This window comes from Shimia ponticola, from assembly GCF_007995215.1.
Classification (GTDB): Bacteria; Pseudomonadota; Alphaproteobacteria; order Rhodobacterales; family Rhodobacteraceae; genus Shimia_B; species Shimia_B ponticola.
This window is the reverse complement of record NZ_VCDK01000003.1, coordinates 276,250-292,657: the sequence shown is the minus strand read 5'-3', so window position 1 is coordinate 292,657 and position 16,408 is coordinate 276,250. Positions and strand designations below refer to the sequence as shown.

Genomic DNA, 16,408 nt, shown 5'->3' with positions numbered 1-16,408 from the left:
CCTTTAAGCATCATACTTATTCGGACCATCGCCATGAAAGCCGCCGTTTTGTCCTTTGCCATAGTTGCCGCCCTCGCGCTCAAGGCGCATGCGGGGCAGCCTATCGAAGTCTTTGGCTGTTCCAAATCCAAGTCGGAAGTGACGCAGTCGGTCATTCAATAGGCCACAGTACCGTTACCCGCGTCCGCGTTTTTCAAAACGTGGCAACATTGCGCTGAAATCCATGTGGCCCTGATCTTCGGCTTCCACGAATTGCGCATATAATTCTGTGGCCGCTTGACCCAGCGGCGTATCGGCATCCGCTCCCTCTGCGGCCTGCTGTGACAGGCGCAAATCCTTGAGCATAAGTGCCGCCGCAAAGCCCGGTTTGTAGTCATTGTCGGCCGGGCTTGTGGGGCCGACTCCCGGAGCTGGGCAATAGGCATTCATCGTCCAGCTATAGCCAGAAGAGGTGCTGACCACGTCGAACATCGCCTGCCGATCCAGCCCCAATTTATCAGCCAAAGCAAAGGCTTCGCAGGTACCGATCATGGTGATGCCAAGGATCATGTTGTTGCAGATTTTGGCCGCCTGTCCGTTTCCAGCAGGGCCGCAATGCACGGCCTTTTGTCCCATGATATCAAAAAGCGGTTTGGCGGTGGCAAATGCGTCCTCTTGGCCGCCCACCATAAAGGTCAGCGTTCCGGCTTGCGCGCCACCAATGCCGCCTGAGACCGGGGCATCTAGCATCTGATTCCCATGATCCGCCGCTTGCGCCGCCACATCGCGGGCCGAAGCCACGTCAACTGTCGAACAATCCAAGAGCACCGCACCAGGGGTCATGGCCGGGATCACCTGATCCGCCACTGCGCGCAGGATATCACCGTTAGGCAGCATCGTAATGACCACATCAGCGCCACTTGCCGCCTCCGCTGCGCTTGTGGCCAATGTCAAACCTTCGGGCTTTGCCGCGGTGTCAAACCCGGTCACCGCGTGACCGGCATCAGCAAGGTTGGCGGCCATCGGCGCGCCCATGTTGCCCAGTCCAATGAATCCGATTTTCATGCGGGGTCCTCCAAGTTCAGAATATCCGCCCCCAAGGGGTGCAGCATGGCCGACACGTCAACCGCCGGCACCTTATCCAATGTGTGCCGCCAATTTGGGCTCCGATCCTTGTCGATGATCGCAGCGCGAATGCCCTCGATGAAATCGCCATGCTCCATCGCGCGCGATGTGAAGCGGTATTCCAATTCCAGGGCGCGCGTGATGTCATCGGTCGATCGCAGTCGGCGAATGATCGACAATCCACAGGCCATGGCCAGCGGGGAATGCCGCTTGATCGCCTTGAGGGCCGAGGCGGCGAAATCATCATCTGACACCGCCAGCGCCCGCGCGATATCCGCAGGGGTCGCGCCGCTGAAATAGTGTTTTAATTCAGCATCATGTGCCGCAAAGCTCGCGTTTGGGGCAGGGTGCTCAAAGCCCGGCAGTTGCCCGGTCTCAGCCATCGTGATCTTGAGCGCGTTCCATTGGTCTTCGGGAACGTAATGATCGGCAAACCCCGCATAAATCGCATTGCCTGCATCCATGCGGGCAGCGGTCAGAGCGAGATAGTCACCCAGTTGCCCCGGCGCGTGGGCAAGGATCAGGGACCCACCAACGTCAGGAACCAAACCGATTCCAACCTCTGGCATGGCGATCTGGCTGGTGTCGCCAACGACCCGATGGCTGCAATGACAGCCAAGGCCCACACCGCCGCCCATGGTGAACCCTTGCAGGAAGCTGACGACTGGTTTGGGATAGCGGGCAAGTTTGGCGTTCAGGCGGTATTCATCGGTCCAGAACCGCCGCCCATAGTCAAAGTCGCCTTCGGTGCCCGTGCGGTACATCTCTGCGATGTCACCGCCCGCGCAGAAGGCCTTCTCGCCCTCGGCGTCAATGATGATAAGCGCAACGCCATCGTCGGACGCCCAATCGGTGATCGCCGCCTCAATCTGAAGGCACATGTCCCAAGTGAGCGCGTTCAGCGCCTTGGGGCGGTTCAGCGTGATGTGGCCCGCACGGCCATCCTTGCGGATCAGGACGTCTGTCATAGTGTCTTTCGCAGTCCCGGATTTGTCCTATGCACGCAGCATATCCCGCGACACGATCATGCGCATGATCTCATTGGTGCCTTCGAGAATCTGATGCACACGCAGATCGCGCACACGCTTTTCGATGCCATAGTCAGAAAGATATCCGTAACCGCCATGCAATTGCAGGCATTGGTCCACGACGCGGCTGCCCACCTCGGTGACCTGTTTCTTGGCCATGGCGCAAAATTTGGTCGCGTCAGGCGTGGCGTTATCCAGCTTCCACGCTGCCTGTCGCAGGAAAGTACGTGCGCATTGCAGATCAATCTCCATATCCGCCAACCGGAATTGCAACGCCTGGAAATCTGCAATCGGACGGCCAAACGCCTTGCGCTCGTTCATGTAGTCGATGGTCTGAGACAACGCCGCCTGCGCGGCACCCAAAGAACAGGCCGCAATGTTCAGACGCCCGCCATCAAGCCCCATCATCGCATAAGTGAAACCTTTGCCTTCCTCACCCAGCAAATTGCCCGAAGGAATGTTGCAATTGTCCAACTGAACTTGGCGGGTCGGTTGGCTGCGCCAGCCCATTTTATCCTCTAATCCGCCAAAACTCAGACCGTCCGAGCCATCATCAACGATCACCGACGAGATGCCCTTTGGTCCGTCGTCTCCTGTGCGGCACATGACGATATAGGCGTCCGAATATCCTCCGCCCGAGATAAAGGCCTTGGTCCCGTTCAGAACATATCCTTCATTGGTACGATCCGCGCGCGACTTGAGCGCGGCGGCATCAGACCCACTGCCGGGTTCGGTCAGGCAATAGGAAAAGAAGGTCTCCATCGAGATCGCACGCGCAAGATAGCGATCACGCAGGTCGTCGGACCCGAACTTGTCAATCATCGCGGCGCACATGTTGTGGATCGACAGGAATGCCGCAACAGATGCGCAGGCCTCGCTGAGTGCTTCAAAGACAAGCGTGGCGTCCAGACGGCTTAGCCCCGATCCGCCGCTTTCTTCACGAACGTAGAGCCCGCCAAAGCCAAGCTCGGCCAGTTTGGGCCACAAATCCTTTGGGATCGAGCCGTCACGATCCCACTGTGCTGCGTGCGGTGCGATCTCATCCATCGCAAAGCTGCGCGCCATGTCATAGATCGCCGTTTGTTCTTCGGTCAGAGCAAAATCCAACGTGGCCCCTCCAGTAATTGAACAAGTGTTAAATTAACGGAGGGCTGCGTCAAAGCAACCCTAGAAACGCGGCGAGGATGACGCCTAAACCGTGGGCAGTGTCCACATATCGCCAAAGAGTCGGTCGAAAGACACGGGGTTAAACGCCTTCATCCCGCTTCCCCGATAGAGCGTCAGCTCATTCAGAACAAAGCCATCTTTGGTGAACATGAAATCGACACGGACATGGTCGAACGCTTTCCCGATTGCTTTCGCGATCGAAAGCATTTCGGCATATCCGTCGGGCGGGGGCGGCAAGTCGCGTTGTGCGTATTCGTTCGTCGTGAAATCTAGGGGGGTCCAGTGTTCGTCGACCAAATGCTGGGAATGGTCTCCAAAGCGGTCGTCTTCCCACATCACATAGCCAACACTGTCGCCGAACATCACAAATTTCAGATCGTCTGGCGCGCGTCCATCGCTGCCTTCCATGAAGCTTTCGAACATGATCTTGCGCGGGATGCTCTGATAGGCCCACTCCCGCTTTTTCTTGCCATAGGACAGGCGCAGCCAGCGGGTCATTTCGTGGCGCAACGCCGCTTCGTCCATTGGGTCGTCTGGCGTGGCAAAGATATTCCAGCCGCTAGCATGGTTGGCCTTGGCGACCCACGCATCGGGTAAACCCGTCAGATCAACGGTCTGGGGCGTATCTGTAACCAGCAACAGCTCTGGCAAAATGTCAGTGGCAGTGGCATTTCCCAACTGCTCGGCAAGATAATCCCGCAGTCTAAGCTTATCCGAAATGATCGGGAACAGCGGGTTTTGATCGTAGACTTTTCGCCACTGGACCTTTTCGTTGAAGGTCTTTGGATTGTGAATATCAGGACGATAGCCTAAACGCTTTTCGGCAATCCGCAGCAGCAATGGATAGCCTTTTTTGGCATCGCGTCTGTACCGGCGTTCAAGGCGCCACTCATGGACAAGGTCACCGGCCCATGATCGCTGCGGCAGCTTAGTTTGAATGCGCATAAGGCGGGTCCCAGAGGTTCATGGACAAAGTCATTACAAAAAACGCGACCGACGCTGACCTCAAAGCATGCGTCGCTGTGGGCGTGTATTATTTCGAGGGGCAAACCTTTGTAAACCGCCACATCCGCAAGCTGTTCGGCGGCAATACGATTGTTGTCACCGGCAAATGGTCAAGTGCCGATCCAATCGGCAAAACCGTCTTTGCCCGCGCCGATGCCCGCAGGTCATTTGGCGACAAAATCGCGGAACCGTTTGTGCATGGCTATAACCGCAAAAAGATCGGTGCATCGCGCATGCCCTTTGGTCGGGCCAAACGCAAACTCAAGGAATTCTTGGTCAGCGAAGCTCCTGACGTGATCCTCGCAGAATTCGGGCCAGAGGGCGTGTTCATGTGCGACGTCGCCAATGAGGTCGGTATCCCCATCTTCTGCTATTTCAGGGGCAGTGACGCGTCATCCCGCATCCGCAAGAAGCACATCGTCAAATCCTACAAATACATGCTTCCAAAACTGACCGGCGTGATTTCGGTGTCGCAATTCCTGCTGGATAACCTTGCAAGTGTTGGATTTGCGCACCCCAATTCTGTTGTGATCCCCTCTGGCGTTGACGTGCGCCGTTTTCAACCGCAGCCCAAAGTGCCGGGGTCCTGCCTTGCGCTTGGACGTTTTGTCGAGAAAAAGGCTCCTTTGCTGACCATCAAGGCTTTTGCAGAAGTGCTTGAAAAAGCGCCGCATGCCACGCTGACGATGGTGGGCGGAGACGTGCTTTGGCAAGATGCGGTTGATCTGGTGAATGCCATGGGATTGCAGGACAAGGTCCACCTTCCCGGAGCGCTGCCGCATGAAGAGGTCCGGCAATTGCTGGCGACTTCCGAGGTTTTTGTTCAGCATTCAATCACAGCCGAAAATGGCAACACAGAAGGCCTGCCAACGGCCATCCAAGAGGCGATGGCAACCGGATGTCTTGTGGTGACGACCAATCATGCCGGCATTCCAGAGGCGATTGACCACGGCGAAAGTGGCTGGATGGTCAAGGAACATGACTTTGAAGCGTATCGCGATGCCTTGGAGCATGCGCTGACGATGCCTGACGAAGAAAAGGCGCGCGTGGCAATGAACGCGCGGCTGACCGCAGTAGAGCGGTTCGATAATGACCTGCTTTTGACGAAACTTGAGCAGCATCTCGCCGCCCACATCTAGCGGCTATCGCATGGCCCGGACGTCACCCGGGCCACGCGCGTGATTTTGTTATTCCATCACTGGGATGCTGAACTCTCCGCCTTCCTTGATGCCGGATGGCCAGCGCGAGGTGATTGTTTTGGTCCGGGTGTAGAACTTGATCGAATCCGCGCCGTGTTGGTTCAGGTCCCCGAACATGGATTTCTTCCACCCGCCAAAGGTGTGGTAGGCTAGGGGCACAGGGATGGGCACATTCACGCCGACCATCCCGATGTTGATCCGGTTCGCGAAATCGCGCGCGGTGTCACCGTCGCGGGTAAAGATCGCGGTGCCGTTGCCGTATTCATGATCCATCGCGAGGCCGATGGCCTCTTCGTAGCTTTGCGCGCGGACGGTTGTCAGGACAGGGCCGAAGATCTCGGTCTTGTAGATGTCCATGTCTTTGGTCGCGTGGTCGAAAAGGTGCGCACCGACAAAGAACCCGTCTTCGTAGCCCTGCAGTTTGAAGTCACGACCGTCGACAACCAGCTTGGCCCCTTGGTCGATACCCGATTGCACGAGGCGTTCGATGTTGGCCTTGGCAGCGGCTGTGACGACTGGACCGTAATCCACGTCATTCCCCGCGGTGTAGGGCCCGACCTTAAGTGCCTCAACGCGCGGAACCAGTTTCTCGATCAGACGATCAGCGGTTTCATCACCGACCGGGACCGCGACCGAAATCGCCATGCAGCGTTCGCCCGCCGCGCCGTAGCCAGCGCCGACGAGCGCGTCTGCGGCCTGATCCATGTCAGCATCCGGCATGATGATCATGTGGTTCTTGGCACCACCAAAACACTGCACGCGTTTGCCGTTCGCGCAGCCACGGCCATAGATATACTCGGCAATCGGTGTTGATCCGACAAAGCCCACCGACTGAATGATTGGGTTATCAAGGATTGCGTCCACTGCTTCCTTATCGCCGTTTACGACCTGAAGGATGCCTTTTGGCAGGCCTGCTTCTTCCATCAACTCAGCCAGCATCAGCGGGACCGATGGGTCGCGTTCCGAGGGTTTCAGGATGAACGCGTTCCCGCACACGATGGCAGGCGCGAACATCCACATTGGGATCATCGCTGGGAAGTTAAACGGCGTTATGCCCGCCGTGACACCCAAAGGCTGTTTCATCGAATACATGTCGATGCCGGGACCTGCGCTGTCGGTATAGTCGCCTTTCAGAAGATGCGGCGCGCCGATGCAGAATTCGACAACCTCCAATCCGCGTTGCACGTCGCCTGCCGCGTCTGGCAGCGTCTTTCCGTGTTCGCGGCTCAGCGCTTCGGCCAGCTTGTCCATATCACGATGCAAGAGGCTGACAAATTTCATCATCACGCGCGCACGGCGCTGTGGGTTTACCGCTGCCCATGCTGGTTGCGCGGCAGCGGCGATTTCAACGGCGCGGTCAACCTCGGCGGTTGTCGCGAGCGGGACTTGCGCCTGCACTTCGCCCGTAGCTGGGTTCATCACATCGGCAAATCGGCCCGATGTGCCGTTCACATGGCTGCCGTTGATATAGTGGCTCAGTTCTTGCATGTCGGTCCTCCATCCCGTTCGACGCGAGTTTAGCCTTGCATACGCTGCAAAAACACAGGCATTGGCTCAAAAGGCTTTGCAAAATCACAGGTGCAACATGGATAGCCGTTGGGATGATTTGCGTATTTTCCTGTGCGTCGCACGAGAAGGTGGGCTGACCGCCGCAGCGCGCGTACTGCGGATCGATCCAGCAACGGTTGGACGTCATATCGCCCGGCTAGAGGGGGCGATGGATCGTGCTCTCTTTGTTAAATCACCGCAGGGCTATGGGCTGACATCGGCGGGGGCAGAGCTTTTGCCGCGTGTCGAGGCGATGGAGGCGGAGTTGCGGGCCGGTTTGGCCGGGATCACCGATCCGGGGCAGGGGCTATCCGGAGCGATCCGTCTGGGCGCACCTGACGGGTGTGCAAATTTCCTGTTACCTGAAATTTGTGAACGGCTGGCCGCGCGGTTTCCCGACCTCGATATACAGATCCTGGCCTTGCCCCGCTCAGTGAACCTGTCGCGCCGCGAAGCCGATCTTGCCATTACGGTTTCCCCGCCGACGGCAGGCCGTTTGCTGGTGCAAAAGATCGCGGATTATCGCCTGCATCTGGCGGCCTCGAATGCCTATCTCGACAAACACCCGGGGATCACTACGCCGAACGATCTGCATGGCCATCGATTTGTCGGCTACATCCCCGACATGATCTTTGACCGCGAATTGGACTATCTGTCTGACCTTGGAGTGACACGGGTGCCGTTGGCTTCGTCTTCGGCGGCAGTACAGCTGCAGATGCTTGCGGCGGGCGGTGGGGTTGGCGTCGTGCATGATTTTGCGATGTCCGCCGCGCCTGATCTGCGTTTTGTTCTGCCTGACCAGATCGCCTTCACGCGGGCGTTTCACCTTGTGCGCCACGCCGATGACCGTGCCTCTGATCGGCTAGGTCGCTTTGCAAATGCGCTCGTCTCAGAGATGCGGCAGGCCCTCGGTAAGCTTGACGCAGCGGAAAACACCCGCCTAAGCTGAAAATCCAACGATTGCCGGCATGAAGGAGGAGTAAATGCGCGTTTCAGATATCCTGCGGAGCAAACCCGCAGCAGGTGTTGAGACGGTCAGCCCCAAGGAAAAGGTTGCCCGCGTTGCCACCATCCTGTCCGGCAAAAAGATCGGGACAGTCGTCGTGTCCACGGACGGCACGAGCCCGGAAGGCATCCTGTCCGAACGCGACATCGTGCGCGAAGTCGGGCGGCGCGGTCAGGGCTGTCTTGATGAAACAGCTGCTGACCTGATGACCGCCAAGGTGCAGACCTGCGGCCCCAATGACAGCGCCGAAGATGTGCTGACCTCAATGACAGAAGGGCGCTTTCGGCACATGCCCGTGATGGATGGCAGTGCCATGATTGGCCTGATCTCGCTGGGTGACGTGGTCAAAGCCCAACTGAAATCTCTTGAGCGCGAGAAAGAAGCGCTGACCGACATGATCATGGGCAATGCCTGATCCTGTGGCCCTTTGGTCGCACGAAGCGCGCAGGGCGGTTGACGCCCGCGCAATAATGTTGCTTGGGTCTCGCCAATGACACGATGACGGCAATAGGAGGCGCCGCCATGCGTATTGGGCTATATCCCGGCACGTTTGACCCGATCACTTTGGGGCATCTGGACATTATCAGACGCGCCGCTGTCCTTGTGGATCGTCTTGTTGTTGGCGTTGCGATCAATCGCGACAAGGGACCGATGTTTTCCCTCGAAGAGCGGGTGGCCATGGTCGAGGCTGAATTCGACGACCTGTCCAAACAAACCGGCTGCGAGTTTGTCGCCCACCCGTTTGAAAACCTGTTGATTGACTGTGCGCGTGACGTGAACGCACAGGTCATCGTCCGCGGTCTCCGCGCGGTCGCGGACTTTGAATATGAATTTCAGATGGTCGGCATGAACCGGCGGCTGGATGACAGTATCGAGACCGTGTTCCTCATGGCCGAGGCCGAGCATCAGGCCATTGCATCGAAACTGGTTAAGGAAATCGCCCGCCTTGGCGGCGATGTCTCAAGCTTTGTGACACCAGCCGTACAAGCTGCGTTGCAAGAGCGCCTCGGCGCAAAATAACCCCGCCAAAACGAAAAAGACCGCCCCTCCAAAATTTCGGCGGGGACGGCCATGTGCGTCGCTATTTCCGGTGCCTTAGCGACCGTAAACGGCCTTGGATGCAATTGTGCGGGCGTCTTCACGGAAGAGACCCAGATCAAGCGCCACGTCCAGCGGCATCGACTCGATTTCCGAGACGGTGCGAAGGTACTGGCGGCGTTTTGCGACGGCGTCAAAAAGCGATTTCATGTTGCTGCTCCATTCTCAAGTGAACGATGTCATTTTCTACAAGCGGTCCATCCACTTGCGTTATCGCTAACTTAAGAATGCTGCGGCGCAGCAGTAGGCCTGATTTGGGAAAAGCCGCTCTGCAATTTTTGCAATGCTTTGCTGTGCCTTAGGTGCAGGGCGCGTCACGTCATCGTGTGCCGCGCCTGCAATGCATCAGAGCAATTTGCCCATGGCGACAGCGGTGTCGCCCATCCGGCAGGAGAAGCCCCATTCATTGTCATACCAGCTCAGGATGCGGCACATCTTGCCTTCCATGACCTTAGTCTGGTCGGTCGCAAAGATGGACGAATGTGGATCATGGTTGAAATCCTGGCTGACCAGTTTTTCGTCCGTCACGCCAAGGATGCCTTTCAAAGGCCCTCCAGCGGCGGCACGGATGGCTTCGTTGATCTCTTCGACAGTCGTGTCGCGTTCGGCTTCAAACGTCATGTCGACGACCGATACGTTCGGTGTCGGCACACGGATTGCAACGCCGTCCAGCTTGCCATTCAGCTCTGGCAGGACCAGACCCACGGCTTTGGCTGCGCCGGTCGATGTCGGGATCATGCTCATCGCAGCGGCGCGCGCGCGGTAGAGATCCTTGTGCATGGTGTCGAGCGTTGGCTGGTCGCCCGTATAGCTGTGGATGGTTGTCATGAAACCCTTGGCAATGCCAACCGTGTCGTTCAGCACTTTCGCCACAGGCGACAGGCAGTTGGTGGTGCAGGACGCATTAGACACGACGATGTCGTCGGATGTCAGTGTGTCGTGGTTCACGCCATAAACGATGGTTTTATCCGCATCTTTGCCAGGAGCCGAGATCAGAACCCGCTTTGATCCGTTTTCAAGGTGGGCTTGGCAGGCTTCTTTGCTGGTGAAGATGCCAGTGCATTCCAGCACGATATCAATGTGACCCCATGGCAGGTCTGCGGGGTTGCGGATTGCGGTCACCTCAATTGGGCCGCGGCCCACATCAATGGTGCTTTCCGTGGTGGTTACGGTCGCCGGGAACCGGCCATGCACACTGTCGTAGCGCAGCAGGTGGGCATTTGTCTCAACCGGGCCCAGATCGTTGATCGCGACGACTTCGATATCGGTGCGGCCCGACTCGATAATTGCGCGCAGGACGTTTCGTCCGATGCGTCCAAACCCGTTGATTGCGACAGTCACAGCCATGAAATGCCCTCCTAATTCGATCTGCCGTGTCCCCCAAAGACGCAGCAGCATATAATTCGACTCGGTTGCATTGTTAGTTTAGCGCTAACAATTCTTGGTGTGCTTAGGCCATGAACTGCAGCCAACGTCAATGGGCAGTGATACCCAACCGAGACAGAGCCGCGTTCAGGCTACCGCCAGAACGCCACCCATTCGATCAATTCCAAAAGTTTTTGAAGTAGGAAGACGATGCTCGCGCCGCCGTTGATCACGACATCAAACAAGAGCGCGCCGGCGATCATGATCCCGAGGATGGTGGCCAGCTGATTTGTCATGCGCCCCGTTTGGATATGCGGGGCGCAAAGGCCACCGCGTTAGTGCAGTAGGCGACCCATGGCTGCGGCCACATCGGCCATCCGGCATGAGAAGCCCCATTCATTGTCGTACCAAGCCAATACACGCACGGTACGGCCGCCGACAACCTTGGTCTGGTCAGGTGCAAAGATCGAAGAATGCGGTGTGTGATTGAAGTCAATCGACACCTTTGGTTCATCGTCATAGGACAGCACGGCACCCATGTGGCCTGCGGCTGCTTCGGCCACGATTGCGTTCACGTCCTCGACGGTGACGTCTTTCTTGGCCTCGAATGTCAGGTCAACGGCTGACACATTCGGCGTTGGAACCCGCAGGGCGGTGCCGTCCAGCTTGCCTTCGAGTTCCGGCAAGACTTCTTTCAGCGCTTTGGCCGCACCGGTTGAGGTCGGGATCATCGCCATGGCAGCTGCGCGGGCGCGGTACAGGTCCTTGTGACGGCGGTCGAGCGTCGGCTGGTCGCCGGTGTAGCTGTGGATCGTCGTCATGATCCCGCGCTCGATGCCGATCGCGTCATTTAGAACCTTGGCCAGCGGTGCAAGGCAGTTTGTGGTGCAAGAGCCGTTCGACACCAGTTTGTGTGCGTCTGTCAGTTCGCGGTGGTTCACGCCATAGACGATTGTTTTGTCGACATTGGTTGCAGGAGCCGAGAACAGAACCTTTTTCGCGCCGCGTTCGAGGTGGACGCTGCCTTTCGGACCGTCATTGAATTTGCCGGTGCATTCCAGGACGACGTCGCAGCCCTCCCAATCAAGCTCTTGCGGATCGTAAGTCGAGAACACCTGCATCGGACCGCGGCCGAGGTCCATGGTGTTGCCGTCGACACGGACATCGCCAGCAAAGCGGCCATGCACGCTGTCATAGCGCAGAAGGTGGGCGTTTGTCTCAATCGGACCGGTCGCGTTGATCTTTACGACCTGAACATCGTTGCGCGCGGCTTCGGCGATGTGGGCCAGCGTGCAGCGACCGATACGCCCGAAACCATTAATTCCAACTGTGACTGTCATGATCCGCTCCTGCAAATACTGCGCTCGCTCTAACAGCCATGTGTGAATATCAAAAGAAATAAAGCCGTGAAGTATCAGTATGTTAGCGAAAACATAGGTGATGGCGCTAACAATTGCATGCAATTGTATACCTGAAAGGGGGTGGCTTTACCCCTTTGGTATATGCCCCGGCGGGGGCTTTGAACCTTTACCGCTAACGCGCACGAATGGGCGATTCTCGGCGTGTTGGAAAAGGAAAGGGGGCCGTTGCCGACCCCCTTTTATTGGACTTGTGCCGATTGGCAGTGTTCTTACAGCATAGCCTTTGCAGCGGCGACCGTGGCTTCCGGCGTGATGCCGAATTCATTGTACAAGACATCTGCCGGAGCCGAGGCACCGAAACCGTGCATGCCGACAAAGGATCCTTTTTCACGTTTGCCGCGCTCTCCATAGAGCCACCGATCCCACCCAAAGCGGATAGCTGCTTCGACTGCCACGCGGACTGGGCCTGCTGGCAGGACCTTGCGGCGGTAAGCGTCGTCTTGCTCTTCGAAGAGTTCCCAGCACGGCATCGACACAACGCGTGTCCCGATGCCTTCGGCGTGCAGCATGTCGCGCGCAGCCATGGCAATTGCGACCTCTGATCCGGTCGCCATCAGGATGACCTGACGTTTGCCTTCGGCATCAGCCAGAACGTAAGCGCCCTTTTCCGTCAGGTTGGCGTTCTTGTGCTCGGTGCGAACGGTCGGAAGACCCTGACGCGACAGCGCCAGAACCGACGGCGTTGATTTCGCCGAAAGAGCGATTTCCCAGGATTCAGCCGTTTCAATCGCATCAGCCGGACGGAACAGATACGTGTTCGGCGTCGCGCGATGGATCGCCAGATGCTCGATCGGCTGGTGAGTTGGGCCATCTTCGCCCAGACCGATAGAGTCGTGCGTCATGACAAAGACCGAAGGCACTTGCATCAGCGCAGCCAGACGGATCGACGGGCGCGCGTAATCGGTGAAGCACATGAACGTGCCGCCGTAGGGGCGAATGCCACCATGCAGAACCATGCCGTTCATGGCCGCAGCCATTCCGTGTTCGCGGATGCCGTAATGCAAGTAACGTCCTTTGCGGTTCTCTGGCAGGTGGACACCGAGATCAGCAGTCTTGGTGTTGTTCGATCCTGTCAGGTCCGCCGAACCGCCCACGGTTTCAGGAGCAATCGGATTGATCACGCCCAACACTTTCTCGGACGCGGCGCGTGTCGCGAGTTTAGGTGCGGTTTCGCTGAGTTCTTTCTTCAGCTTGCGCACAACGGATTTCAGTTTCTTCGCAGGTTCAAGCGCGAAGGTTCGCGTGAATTCGGCCTGTTTGTTCGCAGACAGTTTTTCAAAACGCGCTTCCCACGCTTCACGTTCGGCTTTGCCGCGGCTGCCGATGGCTTCCCATGCTTCTTTAACGTCGGCTGGAATTTCGAACGGGCCGTGGTCCCAACCATAGGCGTCTTTGGCGGCCTTCAACTGGTCGGCGTCCGTCAGGGCACCGTGGCCTTTCGAGGTGTCTTGTGCAGCGTGACCCAGAGCGATGTGGGTCTTGCAGGCGATCAGCGATGGTTTAGCCGATTGCTTTGCTGCCGCCAGCGCGGTGTCAACGGCGACCGGGTCGTGGCCATCGACGGCCATCACATCCCAGCCCGACGCGGCAAAGCGCTGAAGCTGGTCAGTGCGATCCGCGATGTCGACGGTGCCGTCGATGGTGATGTTGTTGTCGTCCCAAAGAACGATCAGCTTGGACAGTTCCTGACGACCAGCAAGCGAAATCGCTTCTTGGCTCACACCTTCCATCAGGCAGCCGTCGCCAGCGATGACGTATGTGTGGTGGTCCTGAACCTTGGCGCCCCAATGTGCGCGCAGGATTTCTTCTGCAATAGCAAATCCGACCGCGTTTGAGATACCTTGACCCAAAGGACCTGTGGTCGTCTCGACCCCGGTTGCGTGGCCATATTCAGGATGCCCTGCGGTGATCGCGCCCCATTGGCGGAAGTTCTTGATCTGATCGAGCGTCATGTCCGCATAACCGGTCAGGTGCAGCAACGAATAGATCAGCATCGAGCCGTGACCCGCCGACAGGATGAACCGGTCACGGTCTGGCCAGTTCGGAGCGGAGGCGTCGAATTTCAGATGTTTTTCAAACAGCACGGTCGCGACATCGGCCATTCCCATCGCCATGCCGGAGTGACCGGAATTGGCAGCGGCAACGGCGTCCAGCGTCAGCGCGCGAATGGCAGCGGCCTTGCGCCAGTGGTCTGGGTTCTTGGCGGCCAGTGCAGTGAGGTCCATGGGGCAATCCTTAGATGTGAGCGCTCGCGCGCGGTGTACCAAGTCAAAGCAGAAGTTCAAGCAGATGCCAAAAGGCATTGCGTGAAAATCAGCTTTGCGAATGACGCGCGCGCAAGTCAATTTGCGGAAGCGGGGCGATGTCGCCTAGGCTGCTACCAGAGGAGTTCGATTCGGCCCAAAAGGCGCGACGAGCCAAAGCAGAATAATGGGGATGGATGAATGATCAGACACATCACCCGGAACGGTACAGGCGCATGAGCGAAATATTGGAATTAGAGGCGCGGCTGACGCAGGCGCTTGAGCGTATTCGGCAAGGGGTCGCGCAGTTACCAGCGCAGCCCGAGCCCGAAACGACGGCGACACCCGACGCGGATGCGGACGCGGCCGCCGACGATAGCGACACTGTCGCGCAGCTTCGCGCTCAGTTGGAGGACGAGCAAACTGCGAACGCCCAGCTGGAAGAGCGGGTCAAGACGATCCGCAGGCGTCAGGAGCAACGCGTCAAAAAGCTTGAGACCGAACTGTCTGAGGCGACTGAAACGGTCGCGCGGCTGGAGCAATCACTGGCGGACATCAAAGCCAAGGCCGAAGCCTTGCGCCAGTCAAACAGCGCCTTGCGCGCAGCCAATGAGGAAAACGTCGGAGAACCGCGTTTGATCAATCAGGCGATGATGGCAGAACTGGAAGCGCTGCGCGCCGCACGTCGCGCTGATGCAGAAGAGGCGGGTGCGATCCTCAATGTCCTCAAGCCGATCGTGGAGGGGTCTGACCATGCCTGATATTTCTGTCACCATTGGAGGGCGCGAGTTTGTTGTCGCCTGTCAGGCGGGCGAAGAGCATTTTCTACAGGCCGCTGCTGGTATGTTGGACCGCGAAGCCGCAGCCATTGTCGGATCGGCCGGACGTATTCCTGCAGACCGCATGTTGTTGATGGCGGGCCTTCTGCTTGCTGACCGCACGGCAGCGATGGAAGACCGGGTTCGCGAGGCCGAGGATAAGTTGGCGCGACGCGATGCGCTGATCAGCGAGCTTCAGGATCGCCCCGCGCCGCCGCCAGAGCGTGTCGAAGTGCCGGTTGTCCCTGAACGGGTGACCGATGCCCTCGCTGAATTGGCCGCACAGGCCGAAGCCGTGGCTGCAGAGGTCGAAGAGCGTGCCAGCGCTTGACGTTTGGCTTGCCGAGCAAGTTATTGGAAAGTAAAGAAAAAGCCCCGGATCGTCCGGGGCTTTTGTCATTTTATGATCTGGTCGCGCGGGGTTAACCGTTTGCTTCCCGGATCTTGTCAGCGGCCTCTTTGTCAAAGCCGACACCGCTATCCTCCAGCAATTTGTCGAGCTCGCCGGAGAGCGTCATCTCGGTCACGATATCGCAGCCGCCGATGAATTCGCCTTTGACATATAGCTGTGGGATCGTCGGCCATTCGGAGAAGTCCTTGATGCCTTGGCGCAGGGCGTCGTCAGCAAGGACGTTCACATCGGCGAAATCCACGCCCATGTAATTCAAAACGCCTGCCACACGCGAAGAGAACCCGCATTGCGGCATGGTTTTGGTGCCTTTCATGAACAGGACAACGTCGTTGTCTGTGATCGTGGATTGGATTTGATCGTGAGCGGTCATTTATCGGTGTCCTTGTCGGAGGGCGTTGATTGCGCGGGAACAAACAGGCGGGCATAGGCCTGTGGGTCGCGCGGGATTTCGTAGCTGGTGGAGTGGCCGCTGAATCCGGAATAGTACTCAGCGTAGATCGTGTGGTGGCCGGTGCCGGGTTCGGAGCCGCGAATTTTCTGCCCCTTTTCCTGACGCAACACATAAAGCGTGCGTGCAAGAAGAAGCGCGATGATCGCGCCGCAGATGGCCGTTATGAAGAGCGCGGACGACATCAATCCGGAGCGCGGGTGGTCAGCGCCAGCGCGTGCAACTCGCCATTGGCGCCGTCCATCTTGCCTTTCATGGCGGCGTAAACGGCGCGCTGTTGTTGAACCCGGTTCTTTCCACGGAAGCTTTCATCGACGACCATGGCTGACATATGAACGCCATCGTCGCCACTGACCTGAATGTCGGCATTGGGGAAGCTTTCACGAAGCAGGTCTTCGATTTCCTGCGCGGACATGGGCATATTGGGTGCTCCTTACCTGATCATTTCATATGTAGAAGCTGGCCAAGGCCCCGACAAGCCGATAGGTGCCGCGCCTTTGTCCGGCGCGGCGTTTGAGTATTTTTGAAACATAGAAAGTGTGGGCG

Annotated in this window: 20 protein-coding genes; 7 read left to right on the top strand and 13 right to left on the bottom strand. The window is 57.9% G+C overall.

The features are described 5' to 3' along the window. Positions 1-33: 33 nt before the first annotated feature. Positions 34-162: a hypothetical protein gene (locus FE702_RS18850; protein WP_255449590.1), complete on the top strand. Its 129-nt coding sequence runs from the start codon at positions 34-36 to the stop codon at positions 160-162. A gap of 12 nt (positions 163-174) precedes the next feature. Here the strand turns inward: FE702_RS18850 and mmsB are convergent, their stop codons facing one another. The 4 genes from mmsB to FE702_RS04840 all read right to left on the bottom strand — a co-directional run bounded on the left by mmsB (position 175) and on the right by FE702_RS04840 (position 4,244). Continuing rightward, a complete protein-coding gene (gene mmsB / locus FE702_RS04855) occupies positions 175-1,044 on the bottom strand; it encodes a 3-hydroxyisobutyrate dehydrogenase (protein WP_147125141.1) in 870 nt (289 codons plus the stop codon). Continuing rightward, complete coding sequence (locus tag FE702_RS04850) at positions 1,041-2,072, bottom strand: enoyl-CoA hydratase/isomerase family protein (protein ID WP_147125140.1); 1,032 nt, start codon at positions 2,070-2,072, stop codon at positions 1,041-1,043. The genes mmsB and FE702_RS04850 overlap by 4 nt, the downstream gene beginning before the upstream one ends. Positions 2,073-2,099: 27 nt before the next feature. Next, entirely contained in the window at positions 2,100-3,239 is a 1,140-nt protein-coding gene (locus tag FE702_RS04845; protein ID WP_147125139.1) for an acyl-CoA dehydrogenase family protein, read from the bottom strand. 84 nt (positions 3,240-3,323) lie between these two features. Further along, on the bottom strand, positions 3,324-4,244 hold the full coding sequence (locus tag FE702_RS04840) for an ATP-grasp fold amidoligase family protein (RefSeq protein WP_147125138.1): 921 nt from the start codon (positions 4,242-4,244) through the stop codon (positions 3,324-3,326). A gap of 20 nt (positions 4,245-4,264) precedes the next feature. Between FE702_RS04840 and FE702_RS04835 the strand changes: the two genes are divergently transcribed. After that, entirely contained in the window at positions 4,265-5,443 is a 1,179-nt protein-coding gene (locus FE702_RS04835; protein WP_147125137.1) for a glycosyltransferase family 4 protein, read from the top strand. Between the two features lie 48 nt (positions 5,444-5,491). Here FE702_RS04835 and FE702_RS04830 read toward each other — a convergent pair whose 3' ends face one another. After that, a complete protein-coding gene (locus FE702_RS04830; RefSeq protein ID WP_147125136.1) occupies positions 5,492-6,991 on the bottom strand; it encodes a CoA-acylating methylmalonate-semialdehyde dehydrogenase in 1,500 nt (499 codons plus the stop codon). 97 nt (positions 6,992-7,088) lie between these two features. Here FE702_RS04830 and FE702_RS04825 point away from each other — a divergent pair, with 97 nt between their 5' ends. From FE702_RS04825 to coaD, 3 genes are all read left to right on the top strand, one after another. Beyond that, positions 7,089-8,000 carry a LysR family transcriptional regulator gene (locus FE702_RS04825; protein WP_147125135.1) on the top strand — a complete coding sequence of 304 codons (912 nt, stop codon included), beginning with the start codon at positions 7,089-7,091 and terminating at the stop codon, positions 7,998-8,000. Between the two features lie 34 nt (positions 8,001-8,034). Next, positions 8,035-8,472: a CBS domain-containing protein gene (locus FE702_RS04820; protein ID WP_147125134.1), complete on the top strand. Its 438-nt coding sequence runs from the start codon at positions 8,035-8,037 to the stop codon at positions 8,470-8,472. 107 nt (positions 8,473-8,579) lie between these two features. Continuing rightward, a complete protein-coding gene (gene coaD / locus FE702_RS04815) occupies positions 8,580-9,077 on the top strand; it encodes a pantetheine-phosphate adenylyltransferase (RefSeq protein WP_147125133.1) in 498 nt (165 codons plus the stop codon). Between the two features lie 75 nt (positions 9,078-9,152). Here coaD and FE702_RS18545 read toward each other — a convergent pair whose 3' ends face one another. The 5 genes from FE702_RS18545 to tkt form a co-directional block, all read right to left on the bottom strand. Beyond that, positions 9,153-9,305 carry a hypothetical protein gene (locus FE702_RS18545; protein WP_186826985.1) on the bottom strand — a complete coding sequence of 51 codons (153 nt, stop codon included), beginning with the start codon at positions 9,303-9,305 and terminating at the stop codon, positions 9,153-9,155. Positions 9,306-9,500: 195 nt separating this feature from the next. Then, a complete protein-coding gene (gap, locus tag FE702_RS04810) occupies positions 9,501-10,502 on the bottom strand; it encodes a type I glyceraldehyde-3-phosphate dehydrogenase (RefSeq protein ID WP_147125132.1) in 1,002 nt (333 codons plus the stop codon). A gap of 170 nt (positions 10,503-10,672) precedes the next feature. After that, positions 10,673-10,816 carry a hypothetical protein gene (locus FE702_RS18540; RefSeq protein ID WP_186826984.1) on the bottom strand — a complete coding sequence of 48 codons (144 nt, stop codon included), beginning with the start codon at positions 10,814-10,816 and terminating at the stop codon, positions 10,673-10,675. A 39-nt stretch (positions 10,817-10,855) separates the two neighbouring features. Continuing rightward, complete coding sequence (gene gap, locus FE702_RS04805) at positions 10,856-11,860, bottom strand: type I glyceraldehyde-3-phosphate dehydrogenase (protein ID WP_147125131.1); 1,005 nt, start codon at positions 11,858-11,860, stop codon at positions 10,856-10,858. Between the two features lie 290 nt (positions 11,861-12,150). After that, the gene (gene tkt, locus FE702_RS04800) at positions 12,151-14,166 is read right to left on the bottom strand and encodes a transketolase (protein ID WP_147125130.1); all 2,016 of its coding nucleotides are present in this window, start codon (positions 14,164-14,166) and stop codon (positions 12,151-12,153) included. A 254-nt stretch (positions 14,167-14,420) separates the two neighbouring features. On the opposite strand from tkt, the gene FE702_RS04795 reads away from it, so the two are divergent. Both FE702_RS04795 and FE702_RS04790 read left to right on the top strand, forming a co-directional pair. After that, positions 14,421-14,945 (top strand): hypothetical protein, encoded by a 525-nt coding sequence (locus tag FE702_RS04795; protein WP_147125129.1) that lies wholly within the window; start codon positions 14,421-14,423, stop codon positions 14,943-14,945. Beyond that, a complete protein-coding gene (locus tag FE702_RS04790; RefSeq protein WP_147125128.1) occupies positions 14,938-15,333 on the top strand; it encodes a cell division protein ZapA in 396 nt (131 codons plus the stop codon). Before FE702_RS04795 ends, FE702_RS04790 begins: the two co-directional genes overlap by 8 nt. Before the next feature lie 91 nt (positions 15,334-15,424). Here the strand turns inward: FE702_RS04790 and grxD are convergent, their stop codons facing one another. The 3 genes from grxD to FE702_RS04775 are packed head-to-tail and all read right to left on the bottom strand — an operon-like array spanning position 15,425 to position 16,283. Then, positions 15,425-15,784 (bottom strand): Grx4 family monothiol glutaredoxin, encoded by a 360-nt coding sequence (gene grxD / locus FE702_RS04785; RefSeq protein WP_147125127.1) that lies wholly within the window; start codon positions 15,782-15,784, stop codon positions 15,425-15,427. Then, positions 15,781-16,047, bottom strand: a complete 267-nt coding sequence (locus FE702_RS04780) for a hypothetical protein (RefSeq protein WP_147125126.1) — start codon at positions 16,045-16,047, stop codon at positions 15,781-15,783. Before FE702_RS04780 ends, grxD begins: the two co-directional genes overlap by 4 nt. Next, the gene (locus FE702_RS04775; RefSeq protein ID WP_147125125.1) at positions 16,047-16,283 is read right to left on the bottom strand and encodes a BolA/IbaG family iron-sulfur metabolism protein; all 237 of its coding nucleotides are present in this window, start codon (positions 16,281-16,283) and stop codon (positions 16,047-16,049) included. Before FE702_RS04775 ends, FE702_RS04780 begins: the two co-directional genes overlap by 1 nt. Positions 16,284-16,408 lie beyond the last annotated feature (125 nt).

Bases quoted from the DNA above. Each gene is read 5' to 3' on its own strand.
- FE702_RS04790 (WP_147125128.1), top strand. From the start codon at position 14,938: ATGCCTGATATTTCTGTCACCATTGGAGGGCGCGAGTTTGTTGTCGCC.
- mmsB (WP_147125141.1), bottom strand. From the start codon at position 1,044: ATGAAAATCGGATTCATTGGACTGGGCAACATGGGCGCGCCGATGGCC.
- FE702_RS18540 (WP_186826984.1), bottom strand. From the start codon at position 10,816: ATGACAAATCAGCTGGCCACCATCCTCGGGATCATGATCGCCGGCGCG.
- FE702_RS18545 (WP_186826985.1), bottom strand. From the start codon at position 9,305: ATGAAATCGCTTTTTGACGCCGTCGCAAAACGCCGCCAGTACCTTCGC.
- FE702_RS04820 (WP_147125134.1), top strand. From the start codon at position 8,035: ATGCGCGTTTCAGATATCCTGCGGAGCAAACCCGCAGCAGGTGTTGAG.
- gap (WP_147125131.1), bottom strand. From the start codon at position 11,860: ATGACAGTCACAGTTGGAATTAATGGTTTCGGGCGTATCGGTCGCTGC.
- FE702_RS04840 (WP_147125138.1), bottom strand. From the start codon at position 4,244: ATGCGCATTCAAACTAAGCTGCCGCAGCGATCATGGGCCGGTGACCTT.
- FE702_RS04795 (WP_147125129.1), top strand. From the start codon at position 14,421: ATGAGCGAAATATTGGAATTAGAGGCGCGGCTGACGCAGGCGCTTGAG.
- FE702_RS04780 (WP_147125126.1), bottom strand. From the start codon at position 16,047: ATGTCGTCCGCGCTCTTCATAACGGCCATCTGCGGCGCGATCATCGCG.
- FE702_RS18850 (WP_255449590.1), top strand. From the start codon at position 34: ATGAAAGCCGCCGTTTTGTCCTTTGCCATAGTTGCCGCCCTCGCGCTC.
- grxD (WP_147125127.1), bottom strand. From the start codon at position 15,784: ATGACCGCTCACGATCAAATCCAATCCACGATCACAGACAACGACGTT.
- FE702_RS04850 (WP_147125140.1), bottom strand. From the start codon at position 2,072: ATGACAGACGTCCTGATCCGCAAGGATGGCCGTGCGGGCCACATCACG.
- FE702_RS04775 (WP_147125125.1), bottom strand. From the start codon at position 16,283: ATGCCCATGTCCGCGCAGGAAATCGAAGACCTGCTTCGTGAAAGCTTC.
- coaD (WP_147125133.1), top strand. From the start codon at position 8,580: ATGCGTATTGGGCTATATCCCGGCACGTTTGACCCGATCACTTTGGGG.
- FE702_RS04830 (WP_147125136.1), bottom strand. From the start codon at position 6,991: ATGCAAGAACTGAGCCACTATATCAACGGCAGCCATGTGAACGGCACA.
- FE702_RS04835 (WP_147125137.1), top strand. From the start codon at position 4,265: ATGGACAAAGTCATTACAAAAAACGCGACCGACGCTGACCTCAAAGCA.
- gap (WP_147125132.1), bottom strand. From the start codon at position 10,502: ATGGCTGTGACTGTCGCAATCAACGGGTTTGGACGCATCGGACGAAAC.
- FE702_RS04825 (WP_147125135.1), top strand. From the start codon at position 7,089: ATGGATAGCCGTTGGGATGATTTGCGTATTTTCCTGTGCGTCGCACGA.
- tkt (WP_147125130.1), bottom strand. From the start codon at position 14,166: ATGGACCTCACTGCACTGGCCGCCAAGAACCCAGACCACTGGCGCAAG.